12 protein-coding genes and 1 riboswitch are annotated in these 14,100 nt (G+C 58.1%); of the genes, 5 read left to right on the top strand and 7 right to left on the bottom strand.

Features of this window, described 5'->3' with window-relative positions:
• The first annotated feature begins 63 nt into the window (after positions 1–63).
• The 4 genes from AA0535_RS04460 (at position 64) to AA0535_RS04445 (ending at position 4,144) form a co-directional block, all read left to right on the top strand.
• Positions 64–855 carry a helix-turn-helix transcriptional regulator gene (locus tag AA0535_RS04460; RefSeq protein WP_264814678.1) on the top strand — a complete coding sequence of 264 codons (792 nt, stop codon included), beginning with the start codon at positions 64–66 and terminating at the stop codon, positions 853–855.
• A gap of 564 nt (positions 856–1,419) precedes the next feature.
• A complete protein-coding gene (locus AA0535_RS04455; RefSeq protein WP_264814677.1) occupies positions 1,420–1,701 on the top strand; it encodes a hypothetical protein in 282 nt (93 codons plus the stop codon).
• A 262-nt stretch (positions 1,702–1,963) separates the two neighbouring features.
• Positions 1,964–2,836 carry a peptidylprolyl isomerase gene (locus AA0535_RS04450; RefSeq protein WP_264814676.1) on the top strand — a complete coding sequence of 291 codons (873 nt, stop codon included), beginning with the start codon at positions 1,964–1,966 and terminating at the stop codon, positions 2,834–2,836.
• A 585-nt stretch (positions 2,837–3,421) separates the two neighbouring features.
• Entirely contained in the window at positions 3,422–4,144 is a 723-nt protein-coding gene (locus tag AA0535_RS04445) for a hypothetical protein (protein WP_264814675.1), read from the top strand.
• A 118-nt stretch (positions 4,145–4,262) separates the two neighbouring features.
• Here AA0535_RS04445 and mmsB read toward each other — a convergent pair whose 3' ends face one another.
• Genes mmsB through chvE form a run of 3 tightly spaced genes read right to left on the bottom strand, consistent with a single transcriptional unit; the run spans position 4,263 to position 8,207 of the window.
• Positions 4,263–5,519 carry a multiple monosaccharide ABC transporter permease gene (gene mmsB, locus AA0535_RS04440; RefSeq protein ID WP_306310216.1) on the bottom strand — a complete coding sequence of 419 codons (1,257 nt, stop codon included), beginning with the start codon at positions 5,517–5,519 and terminating at the stop codon, positions 4,263–4,265.
• Positions 5,520–5,521: 2 nt separating this feature from the next.
• The gene (gene mmsA / locus AA0535_RS04435) at positions 5,522–7,123 is read right to left on the bottom strand and encodes a multiple monosaccharide ABC transporter ATP-binding protein (RefSeq protein WP_264814674.1); all 1,602 of its coding nucleotides are present in this window, start codon (positions 7,121–7,123) and stop codon (positions 5,522–5,524) included.
• A 4-nt stretch (positions 7,124–7,127) separates the two neighbouring features.
• Entirely contained in the window at positions 7,128–8,207 is a 1,080-nt protein-coding gene (gene chvE, locus AA0535_RS04430; protein WP_264814673.1) for a multiple monosaccharide ABC transporter substrate-binding protein, read from the bottom strand.
• Between the two features lie 682 nt (positions 8,208–8,889).
• On the opposite strand from chvE, the gene AA0535_RS04425 reads away from it, so the two are divergent.
• Entirely contained in the window at positions 8,890–10,362 is a 1,473-nt protein-coding gene (locus AA0535_RS04425) for a Hint domain-containing protein (protein WP_264814672.1), read from the top strand.
• A gap of 116 nt (positions 10,363–10,478) precedes the next feature.
• On the opposite strand, the gene AA0535_RS04420 is transcribed toward AA0535_RS04425, so the two are convergent.
• From AA0535_RS04420 to AA0535_RS04405, 4 genes are all read right to left on the bottom strand, one after another.
• Positions 10,479–10,688, bottom strand: a complete 210-nt coding sequence (locus tag AA0535_RS04420; RefSeq protein WP_264814671.1) for a hypothetical protein — start codon at positions 10,686–10,688, stop codon at positions 10,479–10,481.
• Positions 10,689–10,753: 65 nt separating this feature from the next.
• Positions 10,754–11,494: a DUF3313 domain-containing protein gene (locus tag AA0535_RS04415; RefSeq protein ID WP_264814670.1), complete on the bottom strand. Its 741-nt coding sequence runs from the start codon at positions 11,492–11,494 to the stop codon at positions 10,754–10,756.
• Between the two features lie 133 nt (positions 11,495–11,627).
• Positions 11,628–13,007, bottom strand: coding sequence for an ATP-binding protein (locus AA0535_RS04410; protein ID WP_264814669.1), 1,380 nt, complete (start codon positions 13,005–13,007; stop codon positions 11,628–11,630).
• Complete coding sequence (locus tag AA0535_RS04405) at positions 13,004–13,720, bottom strand: response regulator (protein WP_264814668.1); 717 nt, start codon at positions 13,718–13,720, stop codon at positions 13,004–13,006. The genes AA0535_RS04410 and AA0535_RS04405 overlap by 4 nt, the downstream gene beginning before the upstream one ends.
• Before the next feature lie 118 nt (positions 13,721–13,838).
• Positions 13,839–14,044, top strand: a riboswitch (cobalamin riboswitch).
• Positions 14,045–14,100: the final 56 nt, after the last annotated feature.

Here is a 14,100-nt window from a genome sequence, read left to right as displayed (position 1 = left end):
AACGGGTCGAGACTAGGACCGTGAGCAAGGGCACGTATATCGCCCGAAAGGGGTATGGCGCGGATGAAGGATATGCGGCCCGGTCTGCTCGGTGCGGCAATTTCGTGCCTTCGCGGCCCGGCTTTCCCGGAGGCATTGCGATTATGGCTCAAGGCCTGCCTCTCGCCGGACAATCTGACCATTCTTGCCTGTGCGGGAGACGCTGCTCCGCGTTGTCTTTATTCGCATGCGCAGAGTTGTGCCGTTCATGCCGGGTTCGAAAGCACTTACTGTTCCGGGCTCTATCTGCTCGATCCGTTTCACGCTCTTGATCGTAAGGCGGCGGCGCCCGGAGTATATCATCTGCAGGACGTGGCGCCCGATCACTTTCACAGATCCGAGTATTACACGCAGTATTATCAGAAGACGGGGATCGTCGATGAGATGGTCTATCTCGTTCGGATCGGTTCTGCGTATTCCGTGCATCTCTGTCTCGGTCGGGATGAGAGCTCAGGCACGGCGTTCAGCGCCGAGGAGAGAGTAAAGGCCGCGTTACTGACCCCCGTGATTCAAGCTCTGACGACGCAGCACTGGTCCGATCTGGAAATGCACGGGCCTGGGCAAGAGGTAGATCGTGCGAGCCTGTTCTGGGCGCGTCTGAAGGAGGGAGAAGGAATCACCCTTACACCGCGACAGGCGCAGACGGCCTTACTGATTCTGCGCGGCCATTCGTCGGAGTCGATTGCCACGATTCTCGGCGTCAGCCCCCAGACGGTGAAGGTTTTCAGACGGCAGATCTACGCACGATGTGCCATCTCTTCTCAGGCCGAGCTTTTCCACCTGATGATGCCGACGTTTTTGCATATGTCGGAGTGAAAACGTTCCACAGTGGCTGATCTGCCTGGGGTGCTGAAGCCATCGTTGACTGACCTAAAGATGCTTGAAAAGCTGAAGTCCCTCGGGTGAGTTCCTGAGGCAGCCGACCTGTTACCTGTCGGAAGGGCAGTTGAGGGGCATCCGTGCACCCAGAGCGTTTCCGGAGCAGAAGGGCTCATGCCCGGGTGTTGTCCAGTAGCCATCCGAAGAGTGCTATCGCCATAGAATAGGGTTCAAATGGCTGGCGTCCTGGGCGAGTACGCGGGGTTGAACGTATCGCTGTACAAATGAAAGACATGATTCATTGGTAGAGCGTGGAATACCGCGCATCCCCTCGTGTCAGCGACAGATGGCAACCTCTCCGTAGTAATGCTGCATCTAAGGAGGAAATAGATGGGATGATGGCAAGACTGGAGGTGTGGGATCTCGGCTAGTGTCTTCCTGCTTTCGAGGCAGGGAAATGAAGCACACCACCCTCGCTCTCGGGAAGCAATGGTTGCAGGTTAAGAAGGGGAGCGTGGTGATCTGGTGGTCTGAGATCCTGCGGGTATGCAGAAAATACTGATGAGACCTGAACTGGCAGCACCTGATCTGTCGTTCCGGCCGATGTTCGGCGGGATCATGGGCTATGCGGGCGGCAGGGTTTTTGCCTCGCTGTCCAATATTGGTCTGGCGCTCAAGATGAACGGGAAGCACTGCTGGCACTGCCAGGTGCGCAGCCCCTGCGCTATGAGCCGCAAGCCGCACCCAGCAAGACCTATGTCGTCATTCCCCAGGCTTCACATACCTGCCCTGAAGAACTCCGGCTTTGGGTCGAGCGCTCGATCGCTGCTCTCCCTGACATAAAGCCGCGGCGATAGATACGCGCTGAGAAAGATAGGGGGGAGGTTGCTTACAGCTAGTTCTGACAGGTCCGCAAACGCAAGGGTGTTTTCGTACATCGTTAATACGACAATCGCTCGACCTGTCCGATGAGATCAATGGCTTGAGCCTGCAGGATACTCTGTATCCACCGCAGATTTTCTGCTCAGGGAGACCTTGACGAGCTAAGCGTTGACGCCATCAGATAATACTGTGCAAGAACGCAACGAAGGGGCATCCTGTTTTCATGCGTCGCATCCTCGCCCTGACTACCCTGTTGCTTCCTGCTCATGCCTTTGCGGCCCCCATGCGGAGCCCTGCCGAGATCGTTGCCCAGGCGCCGGATACCGCCTGGCGCAGCGTGGCGCCGGAGCATCTGCTCATCATGAAGCTGGCCGATGGCAAGCGCATCGTGATTGAACTTGCGCCGGATTTTGCTCCTATTCACGTGGCCAATATCATCCGTCTCACCCGATCCAACCAATGGGATGGTGGCGCCATAACGCGTGTGCAGGACAATTATGTTGTGCAATGGCGTGTGCATGACGAAGCAGCACCTTTGCCTGAAGGGTTTGTGGCCCATCCTCCGGCAGAATATGAGCGACCGCTAGACGGGCTCACCTACATGAGGCTGCCTTATCCCGACCCTTATGCCGAACAGTCAGGCATTGCCTCAGGCTGGCTGGTCGGACGCGAGGGAGCCAGAATCTGGCCCACCCAGTGTTACGGTGTGGTAGGTGTCGGGCGGGATATGCCCCCCGATACGGGAGATGGCCGCGAATTATATGTGGTCAATGGCGAGGCCCCGCGACAGCTTGATCGTAACCTGGCCGTTGTCGGGCGTGTGCTTGCGGGAATGGAGTATCTGGGCGCCCTGCCACGCGGAACGGGGGCACTCGGTTTCTACACAGATGAGCGCCAGAACGTGCCGATTGTGAGCATAAAGCTGGCTGCAGATCTCCCATCCGCACAGCGGCCAGTGATGCAAGTCATGCGGATCGAAAGTCAGAGCTTCAGGGATTATCTTGCCGCACGGGCGGCGCGCCAGGATCCGTTTTTCATCAAACCGGCACATGGGGTTGCCTTGTGCAATGTGCCTGCCCCGGCGCGGGAGAAATAGACCCCTCGTCGCGCATGCCTCGTCTTTCTCGCCTGGGCAGTATCTGGTCTTTTGATCTTCTGGCCTACGGTGCGGCCGGCTCTCCATCGGGCTGAGAGACAGGGTTTTCTGCTTCCAGACTGTCCCTGACCATGCGTCTTCCGCGGAATCAGCCCCGATACGCTGATGCGGCCTCCCGGCGATGCATGTATCCAGCGTGCGTGGCACAGTCGATCGGAGCTGGGGGGAGCTCCCCATAGTCGAGGCATGATGCATGGGGTGCATGAGCGAATGATCCGCCCGCCTCTGATCGAGCCTGGAGGCAGGGGGGTGACTCCCCGACTACCTGACTGTTATTCAGGGCGTAGAGGGGCGACACGGGTTTGCGACGAAGCAAGCAAGATTACAGCTTTTCAGAAGGACTGAAAGGCTGGAGCGCTTCAGGCTCGAAGCCCCAAGAGCCTCTTGGCGAAAGAGACGGCCAGGAAGATATTGCAGAAATTTACGTTACAAAGTCATTAATTTCTTTGCCGGATCGATGCGTTTCATTAATGTCCGGACCTCTTCCGTTATTGATGGCGGGGGGAACCGCAGAGGCGCATTCACGTGTCATTCAGATTTCCAGCAGCATTCCTGATTTCCATGGCTCTTTCAGGCGCGGCAGCAGGGCAGGCTTTTGCCTCCTCACTGCCTGCCGGGTATCAACCTACAGTTTCCGCCCGCGTCGGCACGCTGGGTATTGGCCCTGAAGTCAGTATCCGCATTCCCAATTCGCATTGGGGATTTCGTGGAAATATCAATTTTTTCACTTATAACGACTCTTCTATTTACCATCATCGATTTACCAATGATAATCCCGCCACAGGTTATGACCTTGATGCTCAATTCGGAGGGTCATTCAGGTTCTTTAACGGTGGGCTGACGACCGATTTCTATCCGTTGGGGTCGGGACTGCGTGTGTCCCTTGGTGTTTATGGCGTGGGTAACCGCGTTACAGCGCGCGCCACGCCAACAGGCGACGCACGCATCGGGCGTCGCATCTATGATGTGCAGGATGCTGGGAGTGTCTCGCTCAAGGCAATTCCAAATCAGGTCGCACCCTATATCGGCTTCGGTTATGCCGGACGGATCGTGAGCAATATCGTGTTTTCGGTCGATGCTGGCATCCTGGCCGAGGGTGACCCCAAGGTCTCAATGACCACCGAAGGACCAGCGGCGTCATTGCCGTCATTCACCGACAGCGTTGAGCGGGAGCGTCGCCGTATCCAGCATGATGTGAATATTCCCGTCTATCCGGTGCTGGAACTGGGTCTGGGTTATCGTTTCTGACGTTCAGCGATAGTGATGCCCGCTACTGCGGATCGCGGGTAAAGCGCGGTCACTGAAGCGGGGAAGCGACTCCCGAAGAGAAGGGTCACCGGTGTGCTTCCGGTGACCCTGTCTGTTTTCAGGCTCTGCGCTGATTATAGACATCCACGCAAACGGCACCCAGAAGCACCAGCCCCTTGAGCACCTGCTGGTAGTCGATGCCGATACCCAGGATCGACATGCCGTTATTCATGAGGCCCATGATCATGGCACCGATCACGGCGCCGCCAACCCGCCCCACACCGCCATAGGCCGAGGCGCCGCCGATGAAGCATGCGGCGATCACGTCGAGTTCGAAGCCGAGTCCCGCCTTGGGGGTGGCTGTGTTCAGCCGTGCTGCGAAAATCAGACCGCCAAGCGCTGCGAGCACGCCCATATTCACAAAGGTCAGAAAGGTAAGACGCTCGGTGCGTATACCCGAAAGGGCCGCCGCGCGTACATTGCCACCCACCGCATAGATCTGCCGTCCCAGTGTGGTCCGGCTGGTCATGAAGCTGTAGAGCGCGATCAGCATGGCCATGATGATCAGCACGTTGGGCAGACCGCGATAGCTGGACACCAGAGTCGCCAGATAGACGATGATCCCGAACACCGCGATATTCTTGCCGATGAAGAGGGGCATGGGCTCAACATCGATTTCGTTGCGCTGGTAGCGCGCGCGGGCACGTGCTGCACCAACCACCATCGCCGCAGCAACGATGACACCCAGAATCAGCGAGGTCGGGTTATAGGGGCCAATCTTGGGTAGAAATTCAGGGATGAACCCGGATGACAGTTTCTGGAACACGGTGGAGAATGGCCCGAGGGACTGTCCCCCGAGCAGCGCCAGCGCCAGCCCCTTGAACACGAGCATGCCCGCCAGAGTGACGATGAAGGAGGGGATCTTGAAATAGGCGATCCAGTAGCCCTGCGCCGCACCGATCAGTGCCCCCGTGGCAAGGCAGGTCAGAGTTGTCACCACCACATTGCAGTGCCATTGCACCATCAGCACCGCCGCCACGGCCCCCGTGAATCCGGCCACCGAGCCGACCGACAGATCGATATGACCCGAGATGATCACCAGCAACATGCCCAGCGCCATAATGACGATATAGCTGTTCTGGAGCACCAGATTGGTCAGGTTGAGGGGACGCAGCAATGTGCCGTTGGTCATGATCTCGAAAAACAGACCGATCGCGACCAGTGAAATGAACATCCCGTATTCGCGCAGATTGTTGCGGATGAACCGCCCCATCGCGCTGTTGCCCAGCTTATGGCCGCCCGGCGCCCCACCCGTGGGGCCGGTGTCACCCGCAGGAGAAAGCGGGTTGCCGGGGAGAAGGATGTGCTCACTCATGGTCATGATGCTCCCGCAGCAAGTGAGGACACAGCGAGATTGGCTGTTTCGCTCGGGATGGTGGAAATGGGCATGGACTCTGTTGTGCTGCGCACGATGGCGCGCATGATCTTTTCCTGACTGGCCTCCTCGCGGGTGAACTCGCCCACGAAACGCCCTTCATTCATCACGCAGATACGGTCACAGATACCGAGCAACTCGGGCATTTCGGATGAGATGACCACGCAGCCGCGACCGCTATCGGCCATTTGCTGGATCAGCGCATAGATCTCGTATTTGGCCCCCACATCGATGCCGCGCGTGGGCTCGTCCAGAATGAGCACGTCTGGATTGGTGAAGAGCCATTTGGACAGCACCACCTTTTGCTGGTTACCGCCCGACAACTTGCCCGCCATCTGCTGCACATCCGGCGAGCGTATGCGCATTTTGGCGCGGTAGTCCTGCGCGATGCGCAACTCGGCGATCTCATCGATCACGCCATGATGGGCGATGCCGCGCAGTTCAGCGAGGGAGATGTTGTGGCGTATCTCGTTGCTCAGATGCAGCCCCAGCTCCTTGCGATCCTCGGTGACATAGGCGAGCCCCGCTGCGATGGCGCGGCTGACGGTCGAGACATCCACTGCCTTGCCGCGCATGGTGACATCGCCCGATATGCGTGTGCCGAAGGAGCGCCCGAACAGGCTCATGGCAAACTCCGTGCGCCCCGCCCCCATGAGACCCGCAATGCCCACGATCTCACCCGCACGAACGTGGAAATCGACATTGCGTATCACCTGGCGGTCAGCGTGGAGAGGATGCCAGGCTGACCAGTCATGTACCTCCATCAGCATTTCGCCAATCCGCGGTGTATGAGGCGGGTAGCGATGTTCCAGATCGCGATTGACCATCAGGCGGATGATTTCGTCTTCATCCGCGGGACCGTTGCGGCAATCGATCGTGCCGACACTGCGTCCGTCACGCAGCACGGTGATGCGATCTGCGACACGAGAGATCTCGTTCAGCTTGTGCGAGATGAGAATGGACGACAGCCCCTCGGCCTTGAAGGCGAGGAGCAGATCGAGCAGCGCCGCACTGTCGCGCTCGTTCAGACTGGCCGTTGGTTCATCCAGAATAAGCAGACGCACTTTCTTCGAAAGTGCCTTGGCGATCTCGACGAGCTGCTGCTTGGCCACGCCCAGATGGGTGACAAGCGTCTCGGGGGCCTCTGTCAGCCCGACCTGACGCATCAGATCCCGTGCCCGAACACGCGCAACATCGCGGTCGATCACACCGAAGCGCCCTGGCGGATGGGTGATGAAGATGTTCTCCTGCACCGAGAGCAGCGGGATGAGCGCCAGTTCCTGGTGGATGATGATGATGCCGAGCGCCTCGGAGCCGTTGATATCGGCAAAACGGCGCTCTTCGCCATCGAACACGATCTGTCCGTCGTAACTCCCGGCGGGGTAGACCCCGCTCAGGATTTTCATCAGGGTCGATTTACCCGCGCCGTTCTCACCGCAAAGGGCATGAATTTCGCCGGGCTCGACCGAAAAACTGACATCGCTCAGGGCCTTTACGGGGCCGAAACGCTTGGCGATGTTACGCATTTCCAGAATGGGGCTCATGGCGCTACTCGATCTGGCTTGCGGTATAATAGCCGCTATCGATCAGGGTCGGACGGATATTGGCTTTGGTTACGACCACCGGTGTCAGCAGATAGGCGGGCACCACCTTGACGCCGTTATTATAGCTCTTGGTATCGTTGACCGGCACCGTCTTGCCCGCCAGCATGGCGTCCACCATGTCAGCGGTCACGCCGGCCAGCTTGCGCGTGTCCTTGAAGATCGAAGAGTACTGGTCGCCCGCAAGAATGGATTTGACGGAAGGAATTTCGCAATCCTGTCCGCTGACATAGGCCATTTTGGTGTCGCCACTGCCATAGCCTACCCCCTTGAGCGAGGAGATGATGCCAATGGAGATGCCGTCATAAGGGGAGAGCACGGCGTCGAGATGACGGTCGGTATAATAGGCGCTCAGCAGATTATCCATGCGTGACTGTGCGGTGGCACCGTCCCAACGCAGGGTCGAGACCTTGTCCATGGTCTTCTGGCCGGAGGGGATTACCAGCTTGCCGCTATCAAGATAGGGCTTGAGCACCGACATGGCGCCATTGAAGAAGAAATAGGCGTTGTTATCGTCCGGTGAGCCGCCGAAAAGCTCGATATTGAACGGTCCCTTGGCGTCGGGCAAGCCAAGTGCCTTGACCAGGGAGCTTGCCTGAAGCACGCCAACCTGGAAATTGTCGAACGTCGCATAATTGCTGACGTCGGGTGAATTGCGGATAAGACGGTCATAGGCAATGACCTTGACCCCGCGCTGCGCAGCCTTGTGCAGCGTGTCGGAGAGCGTGGTGCCGTCGATGGCGGCGATCACCAGCACCTTGTCCCCCTTGGCGACCATGTTTTCGATCTGCGAGACCTGATTGGGCACGTCGTCATCGGCATATTGCAGATCGGTCCGATAACCGCGCGATTGCAGGGTTTTGACAATATTATTGCCGTCGGCAATCCAGCGTGCAGAGGATTTGGTGGGCATGGCGATGCCGACAACAGGCTTGTCCTCTGCGATGGCCGAACCTGTGGCAAGGGGGCCGAAAAGGGCCGTTGTGACCAGCGCAAGAGAGGCGAGACCAGTACTGATTCTGCTCATGGTGTGACTGTCCAAAATGCAGTCGGCGGCTTTCCAAGGGGGCGTCCGACGACTGTGCAACGACATGATGGGGGCAAGGCCCAGGAGAAGCGCGACGAGAAGCAGTCGCCCGTGCAGAAGAGGATGGTCCTGTCCGTAGAGGCGCTGCGAGGGTGGAGGTACATGTCCTGAAAAATGGGATGTTCCGCGCGACTCACATGCCGCGTCGTAACATTGCATGATCTAAACATATCATTGTCGTGTTATAAATAACATAATTAACGCTTCACGGGATCGTGAAAACGTTTTGTCACGCGGGGGTACGCCGCTTAATATCTTGCCATTGCCCATGACTCGAATAGTGAGAATCGAAGCTCGTGAGAACTGCGGCCGCAGTTGGCGACTGATCAGCCAACCGGAGTTGGGCAGAGTGGGATCTCGATATCAGGAACACCGGAAGGCGAACGTTCAGCACGCTTACACGTAGCGGTTATTGTTTTTATATGGAAAACAATAGGAAATCTGATAAAAGTAATGCTGTTTGTCTATGGCAATCATGCAAAATACAAATTGAAAACATTATTTGCATTGATAGTTTATATTTTCATGGTGATAATAGTTCTGTTGATTGTGTTATTGGTATAGTGGCCGCCTCGGCTACTGCCGACAAAGATCGCTCAAGAACATAATAAGGATAAAAACCGTGGAGAGATCCGGCGACAGCCAGTTCAATGGTAGCCAGTCATATAGTGTGGATGGTGGGACATTTACCGTAAAATCCTCTTCCCTTCCTCAGGGTGGGTCTTATCATGCCTATGACCTCGCCCTTGGGCAGAACGGCGGGACTTTTTACGTCGATATCAATGCGCTGACGTCGGGCGGCAAGAAGTGGGTGTTCAATGTTTCCCTCCCGCAGGGAAGTACGGGCGTGGATATCAGTTTTTTCTGTATCAATAATTCCAATCGGTCCATATCGGTCTCAGATTCCTACGATTCGAAAACAAATACTTACCATCTTCATTTCAGTACTATTGGAGTATCCAACGAGCTTGCCTATATCGAGCTCGTGTTGCCTGGTTACCCCTGGGCTGGCGGTGCGTCAGGCGGACTTCTGGTGCCAGGAGCAAAGTTTTACAGCGACAAGCCGGGCTATTGTTTCCTCGCCGGTGCCCTGATTGAGACGGAAGACGGCGAGGTGCCGGTTGAGAAGCTGGTAGCGGGTCAGAAAGTCATGACCTATGATGCGAAGGGAGAACCCGCTGGGCTTCAGGCCATCACCTGGAGTGGATGCAAGGCCAGCGTGGTTCAAGACACCGGCCATCCCGACGTGGATAAACGGCCGATCTGCATCCTTGCCGGGGCTTTCGGTTCAGATGCTCCCCGATCAGATCTTCTGGTCACGCCGGAGCACTGTTTCCTGATCGATGGGATGTTCGTCCCTGCACGCATGCTCGTTAATCATCGTTCCATATTTTACCGGGACGATCTGCCGCGTTATGAATACTATCATTTCAAAACGGCCGGACATGCGATTATCTGCGCCAACGGCGCTCTTACCGAGACGCTCCGCGACGATATCAGCCGGTTTTCCGCAGGATCGCGATCTGAAAACGAAAATGAGCTCGTAGCCCTTGCTGCGCCCCTGTGCAGGGACGTTTCCGTTGCCAAGGGGATTCATGATCGTCTGGATCAGATGGCCACGCGTGCGGGTCTTGCTTCCATGGCACCCATGAAGACCCTGATCGGCAACCCTGATCTTCACCTTATTCTGGCGAATGGGGAGCGGGTCGATCCGCTGCGCGTCAATGATCGTTGGGCGGTATTCTCGATTCCTGCGGACCAGGCAGGCGCTCATATCGTTTCGCGCCATTCCCGCCCATGTGATGTCGTCGGGCCGTTCCTGGACGATCGTCGCGAACTCGGTATCTGCGTGGGCGAGGTTACGATTTTCGGAGCCGATACAAGCACGGTGGTGACAGAACATCTGCAGGGAACCGCCGAAACGGGCTGGTGCCAACGGGCCGAAGGTGAACTGGGACGCTGGACTGCGGGATGTGCATGGCTCGATTTTGGAACGACCACGGAAACCCAGGGCTTGTTGACGATTGAAGTTCTCCAGGCGGGTCCGTACCTCGAGACTGCTCCTGTCTGTCTTGTTGAACGCAAGGCGGCGTAAAACGCGTCCGTCAGGCATGGGAGGGCCGAATTACGGTCCCCTTTGCCTGTGGGCGTTTATTTAGCCCGACCCTCGCAGAATTGGTGGTCGGGCTGAATGCGGCGGAATGTTGCCCTTCATAGGATCGCCGTGCGCGAACGCTGCGATTGGTCTACTCCCCCGATGCGTTCAGTCCCGTTGGAACCCTGCGCATAGTTATGGCGCAGCTCGGTGAGGCGGCTCAAGGTGGCCGGGATAAACGTTTCCAGAAGCATCAGGGTGTCCCGGCTGAGAACCAGCCCGAGAAGTGGCCAGTGGTGCCTGATGGCAAGTCGTAACGGATGCATGGTGTCTCCTCGTGCGAGAGTATGGGGTATAAGTGCAGTCTTTGCTTCAGAGGCGGTCAGAATGCTCAGCCGGGAATGGGGGACGGGGCGATGCCCGTCTGGTGCAATTGCTCGTCCATCAGCGCCGCCGCGAGATGAAAGGCGCGTCGTGCATGGGCATAGGGCAGCCATTGTCCCATCATGTTCCAGGGCATGCCGTTATTATAGGTCGCGATGGCCATCAGCGTCCTTCCGTTCGACGCATCGATGGCCACCAGTTCCTCGCTTGCGCCACCCGGTGCGGGGGGTGGAATAGGCGGCAGACCGCCGCCTGCCGCGCCTGCGGCAAAGCCGGCAACGATGGGCAAGGCGTTGTAATACCATTTGCTGCGGCGCAGATTGGTGATTGCCGCCTGAATTCTCAGCGTGCCCGGAGGAGGAGAGAGTGTTTCTGGCGGCAGGATCGTGAAGTCCTTGGCAAGAATCTTGTGCAATTCCTCATCGAAGGCCTGTGTCACGCGCGCTTCTGCCTTGAGGGTCAGATGGGGAGCCTTGGCAGAGGGGTGCCACTGCGCGTGATCGATCATCACGTATTGATACCGTTCCCCCGGTGAAACGGGGGCGGCATAGACCAGATCATCGCTATGTCCTTTGGGGTGAACCATCATGCCGTAGGTTTCGGGAGCGATGAAACCTGTTTTTGTCGTACCCTGTCCCGCGCAGGCGGTCAGGGCACCCATGCTGGAAATGGTGAGGGGCAGGATCAGTCGGCGCCAGAACAGCGGAGCACGAGGGGAGTGATGTCGGGCAGGGGCAAGGCAGATCATGATCAGGGGGTCTCCATCTTTCGGGGAGCGGCCCTGTATCGAATCTTCCCGGGGCCGCAGGCTTACCCTGTTCTGACGGCCGGTTCTTGCTGCTTGATGTCCTGCATATTCCCGCGCTGAAACAATTGACGATTCATGGGCTGGCGGGAAGAAAAACCTGTACGCAGAGTCCACCTTGGGGGCGGTTCTGCATCATGATATCCCCGCCATGCGCGCGCATGATGGTGCGTGCCGAGGTCAGGCCCAGCCCCACGCCGCCTGTCTGACGGTTGCGCGATTTATCCAGTCGGAAATAGGGTTCGAAAACAGCATTCAAGGCTTCGGGCGGAATACCGGGCCCGTCATCGATGATCGTGACGACCAGCGCGCCCTCGGCCTCCTGTGTCAGGGTGATGTGGGGTGGCGTGGCATATTTGATGGCATTTTCCACCAGATTGGAGAAAACGCGTTTCAACGCATGGATTGGCCCTCGATAGCCGATACGCCCCGGATTGTCGTAGCGTACATCATGCCCCTGATCGGCATAGTCATAGGCGATCGTCTGAAGCAAGCCAGAGAGATCGAAGGCCGTGCTTTCCTCGCGCGCGGCATCTTCGCGAAAGAAGGAGAGCGCGCCATCGATCATGATCTGCATTTCGTCGACATCGCGAAACAGCAGTCTCTGCTGCTCCGTGCAGTCGATGAATTCGCCGCGCAAGCGGATGCGGGTGAGGGGCGTGCGCAGATCATGGGAGATCGCGGCCAGCATGGTCGTACGATCCGCTACGAATTTCGCAATCTGGGCCTGAAGGGCGTTGATCGTCTCTGCAACGAGGCGGAGTTCACGCGGGCCGGTTTCAGGGAGGTGTGCCGAGGCAGGCTTACCGGCGATCTGACGTACGCCATGAGCCAGATGTTCGATCGGGCGGGAGAGCTGACGCGATGCGATGAGCGAGACGGCAATGATCCAGAGGGCGAGCATGGCGCCTTCGAGGCAAAGACGCTGAAAGGCATAGAGCCCCCAGAATCTCTGCAAGGCCACGCACAGGATCCAGCTTCCGTCATCGAGCTGAACCCCGGCAAAATACGCATCGTGAAAAACAGAGCGGTCATAAGGCAGTCCAGGAAGTAACGAGACCGGATTATCTTCTTGGAATACGGCCATATGGCGTGGCCGATGCCCCAGATGCGGGCTGAGGAAATGCCAGGATTCGCCGACCTCCATCGCCCGGTAATGGCCGTGCTCCAGGGCGAGGGCGAGGGGAGAATGCGGGGCATACCAGGCGAAATGCAGTTCGGTCGTATTGGCTGCTTGAAGCAGGGCGGGGCGGTGTTCTGCGGGTGCGGCGCCGGTCATGCGAATGACAGACGCCACCTCGCGCACCATGCCCGTGGCCTCGATATCGGGCTTTGTCCATTGACCGCCAAAGGCCACAAAGAGTTCGAGCAGGAGCAATGTCACCGCCGCCGCCAGAGCGACGGTTACGATCAGGCGGCGCGAGATCGTGTCCTGCATGAGAAAGCGCCGCGTCATGAGCGTTTTACCGCAGAGGCGAACAGATAGCCCCCATTGCGCACGGTACGGATCAAGGTCGGATTTCTGGGGTCTTCCTCCAGCTTGGCGCGCAGGCGGCTCACCTGCACGTCGATGCTGCGATCGAATGCGGCATGATCGGGGCCGCGCGCCATATCCATGAGCTGGTCGCGTGTCAGCACACGCTGTGGATGCTCGGCGAAGGACAGCAGCAGGTCGAATTCGCCGCCTGAGAGGGGAACCAGTGAGGAATCGGAGGCGCGCAATTCACGCCTTGTGACATCCAGAATCCAGCTTCCGAAACGCAGGCTGGGACGCAGGGAGGGCGCCGGGTCGTCCGCAGCATTGCTGCGGCGCAGCACGGCTTTCACCCTGGCGAGCAATTCGCGCTGGTCGAAGGGTTTGGTCAGATAATCATCGGCGCCGATTTCCAGCCCCACCACCCGATCTGTGTGGTCGGCCATGGCGGAGAGCATGATGACCGGCACGCGCGACGTGGCACGTAGTCGCTGGCAGAGGCTGAAGCCGTCTTCATGCTGCAGCATGATGTCGAGAATGATGAGATCGACCGGCTCGGTGTCGAGAATGGCGAACATCGCTGCGCCGTCCTGCGCGGTGGAGACACGATGCTGATGCTTGCGCAGGAACGTGCCGAGCAGCGTCAGGATGTCCTGATCGTCATCGACAACAAGAAGATGAGGCATGGGGGTCATCCCTCACTCGTATCATGGGGTGGAGCGCCGATGATGTCAGGGGTCGACATGATGTTTCAAGATGGAAACAGAATGACCCGCACCGCGCTCTGCCGCTTTGCATCGGTTTCGGCAAATCTGCTAGACAAGGGGCGACGGTGCCCTGCAAGGGGTGAAAAGGGAAGCGGGTGCGCGCAGTAACGCGCCAGTCCCGCGCTGCCCCCGCAACTGTAGATGGTGCAATACCGTCGCCATATCCCACTGGAGTGCACTCCGGGAAGGGGGCGACGGCTCCGGGAAACCGGTGCCATGAGCCAGGAGACCTGCCGTCATATCGCTGATTTCGCTGTCCGGCGGGGTGCCCGGAGAGAGACGGATCCTGTCCAGCGCCGAGAGGTGCA

Source organism: Asaia krungthepensis NRIC 0535, from assembly GCF_025995175.1.
In the GTDB taxonomy this organism is placed as follows: Bacteria; Pseudomonadota; Alphaproteobacteria; order Acetobacterales; family Acetobacteraceae; genus Asaia; species Asaia krungthepensis.
The sequence above is the reverse complement of the archived record's forward strand: the minus strand, read 5'-3'. Positions and strand labels throughout refer to the sequence as shown.

Bases quoted from the DNA above. Each gene is read 5' to 3' on its own strand.
- AA0535_RS04460 (WP_264814678.1), top strand. From the start codon at position 64: ATGAAGGATATGCGGCCCGGTCTGCTCGGTGCGGCAATTTCGTGCCTT.
- AA0535_RS04455 (WP_264814677.1), top strand. From the start codon at position 1,420: ATGAGACCTGAACTGGCAGCACCTGATCTGTCGTTCCGGCCGATGTTC.
- AA0535_RS04450 (WP_264814676.1), top strand. From the start codon at position 1,964: ATGCGTCGCATCCTCGCCCTGACTACCCTGTTGCTTCCTGCTCATGCC.
- mmsB (WP_306310216.1), bottom strand. From the start codon at position 5,519: ATGAGTGAGCACATCCTTCTCCCCGGCAACCCGCTTTCTCCTGCGGGT.
- mmsA (WP_264814674.1), bottom strand. From the start codon at position 7,123: ATGAGCCCCATTCTGGAAATGCGTAACATCGCCAAGCGTTTCGGCCCC.
- chvE (WP_264814673.1), bottom strand. From the start codon at position 8,207: ATGAGCAGAATCAGTACTGGTCTCGCCTCTCTTGCGCTGGTCACAACG.
- AA0535_RS04420 (WP_264814671.1), bottom strand. From the start codon at position 10,688: ATGCATCCGTTACGACTTGCCATCAGGCACCACTGGCCACTTCTCGGG.
- AA0535_RS04415 (WP_264814670.1), bottom strand. From the start codon at position 11,494: ATGATCTGCCTTGCCCCTGCCCGACATCACTCCCCTCGTGCTCCGCTG.
- AA0535_RS04410 (WP_264814669.1), bottom strand. From the start codon at position 13,007: ATGACGCGGCGCTTTCTCATGCAGGACACGATCTCGCGCCGCCTGATC.
- AA0535_RS04405 (WP_264814668.1), bottom strand. From the start codon at position 13,720: ATGACCCCCATGCCTCATCTTCTTGTTGTCGATGACGATCAGGACATC.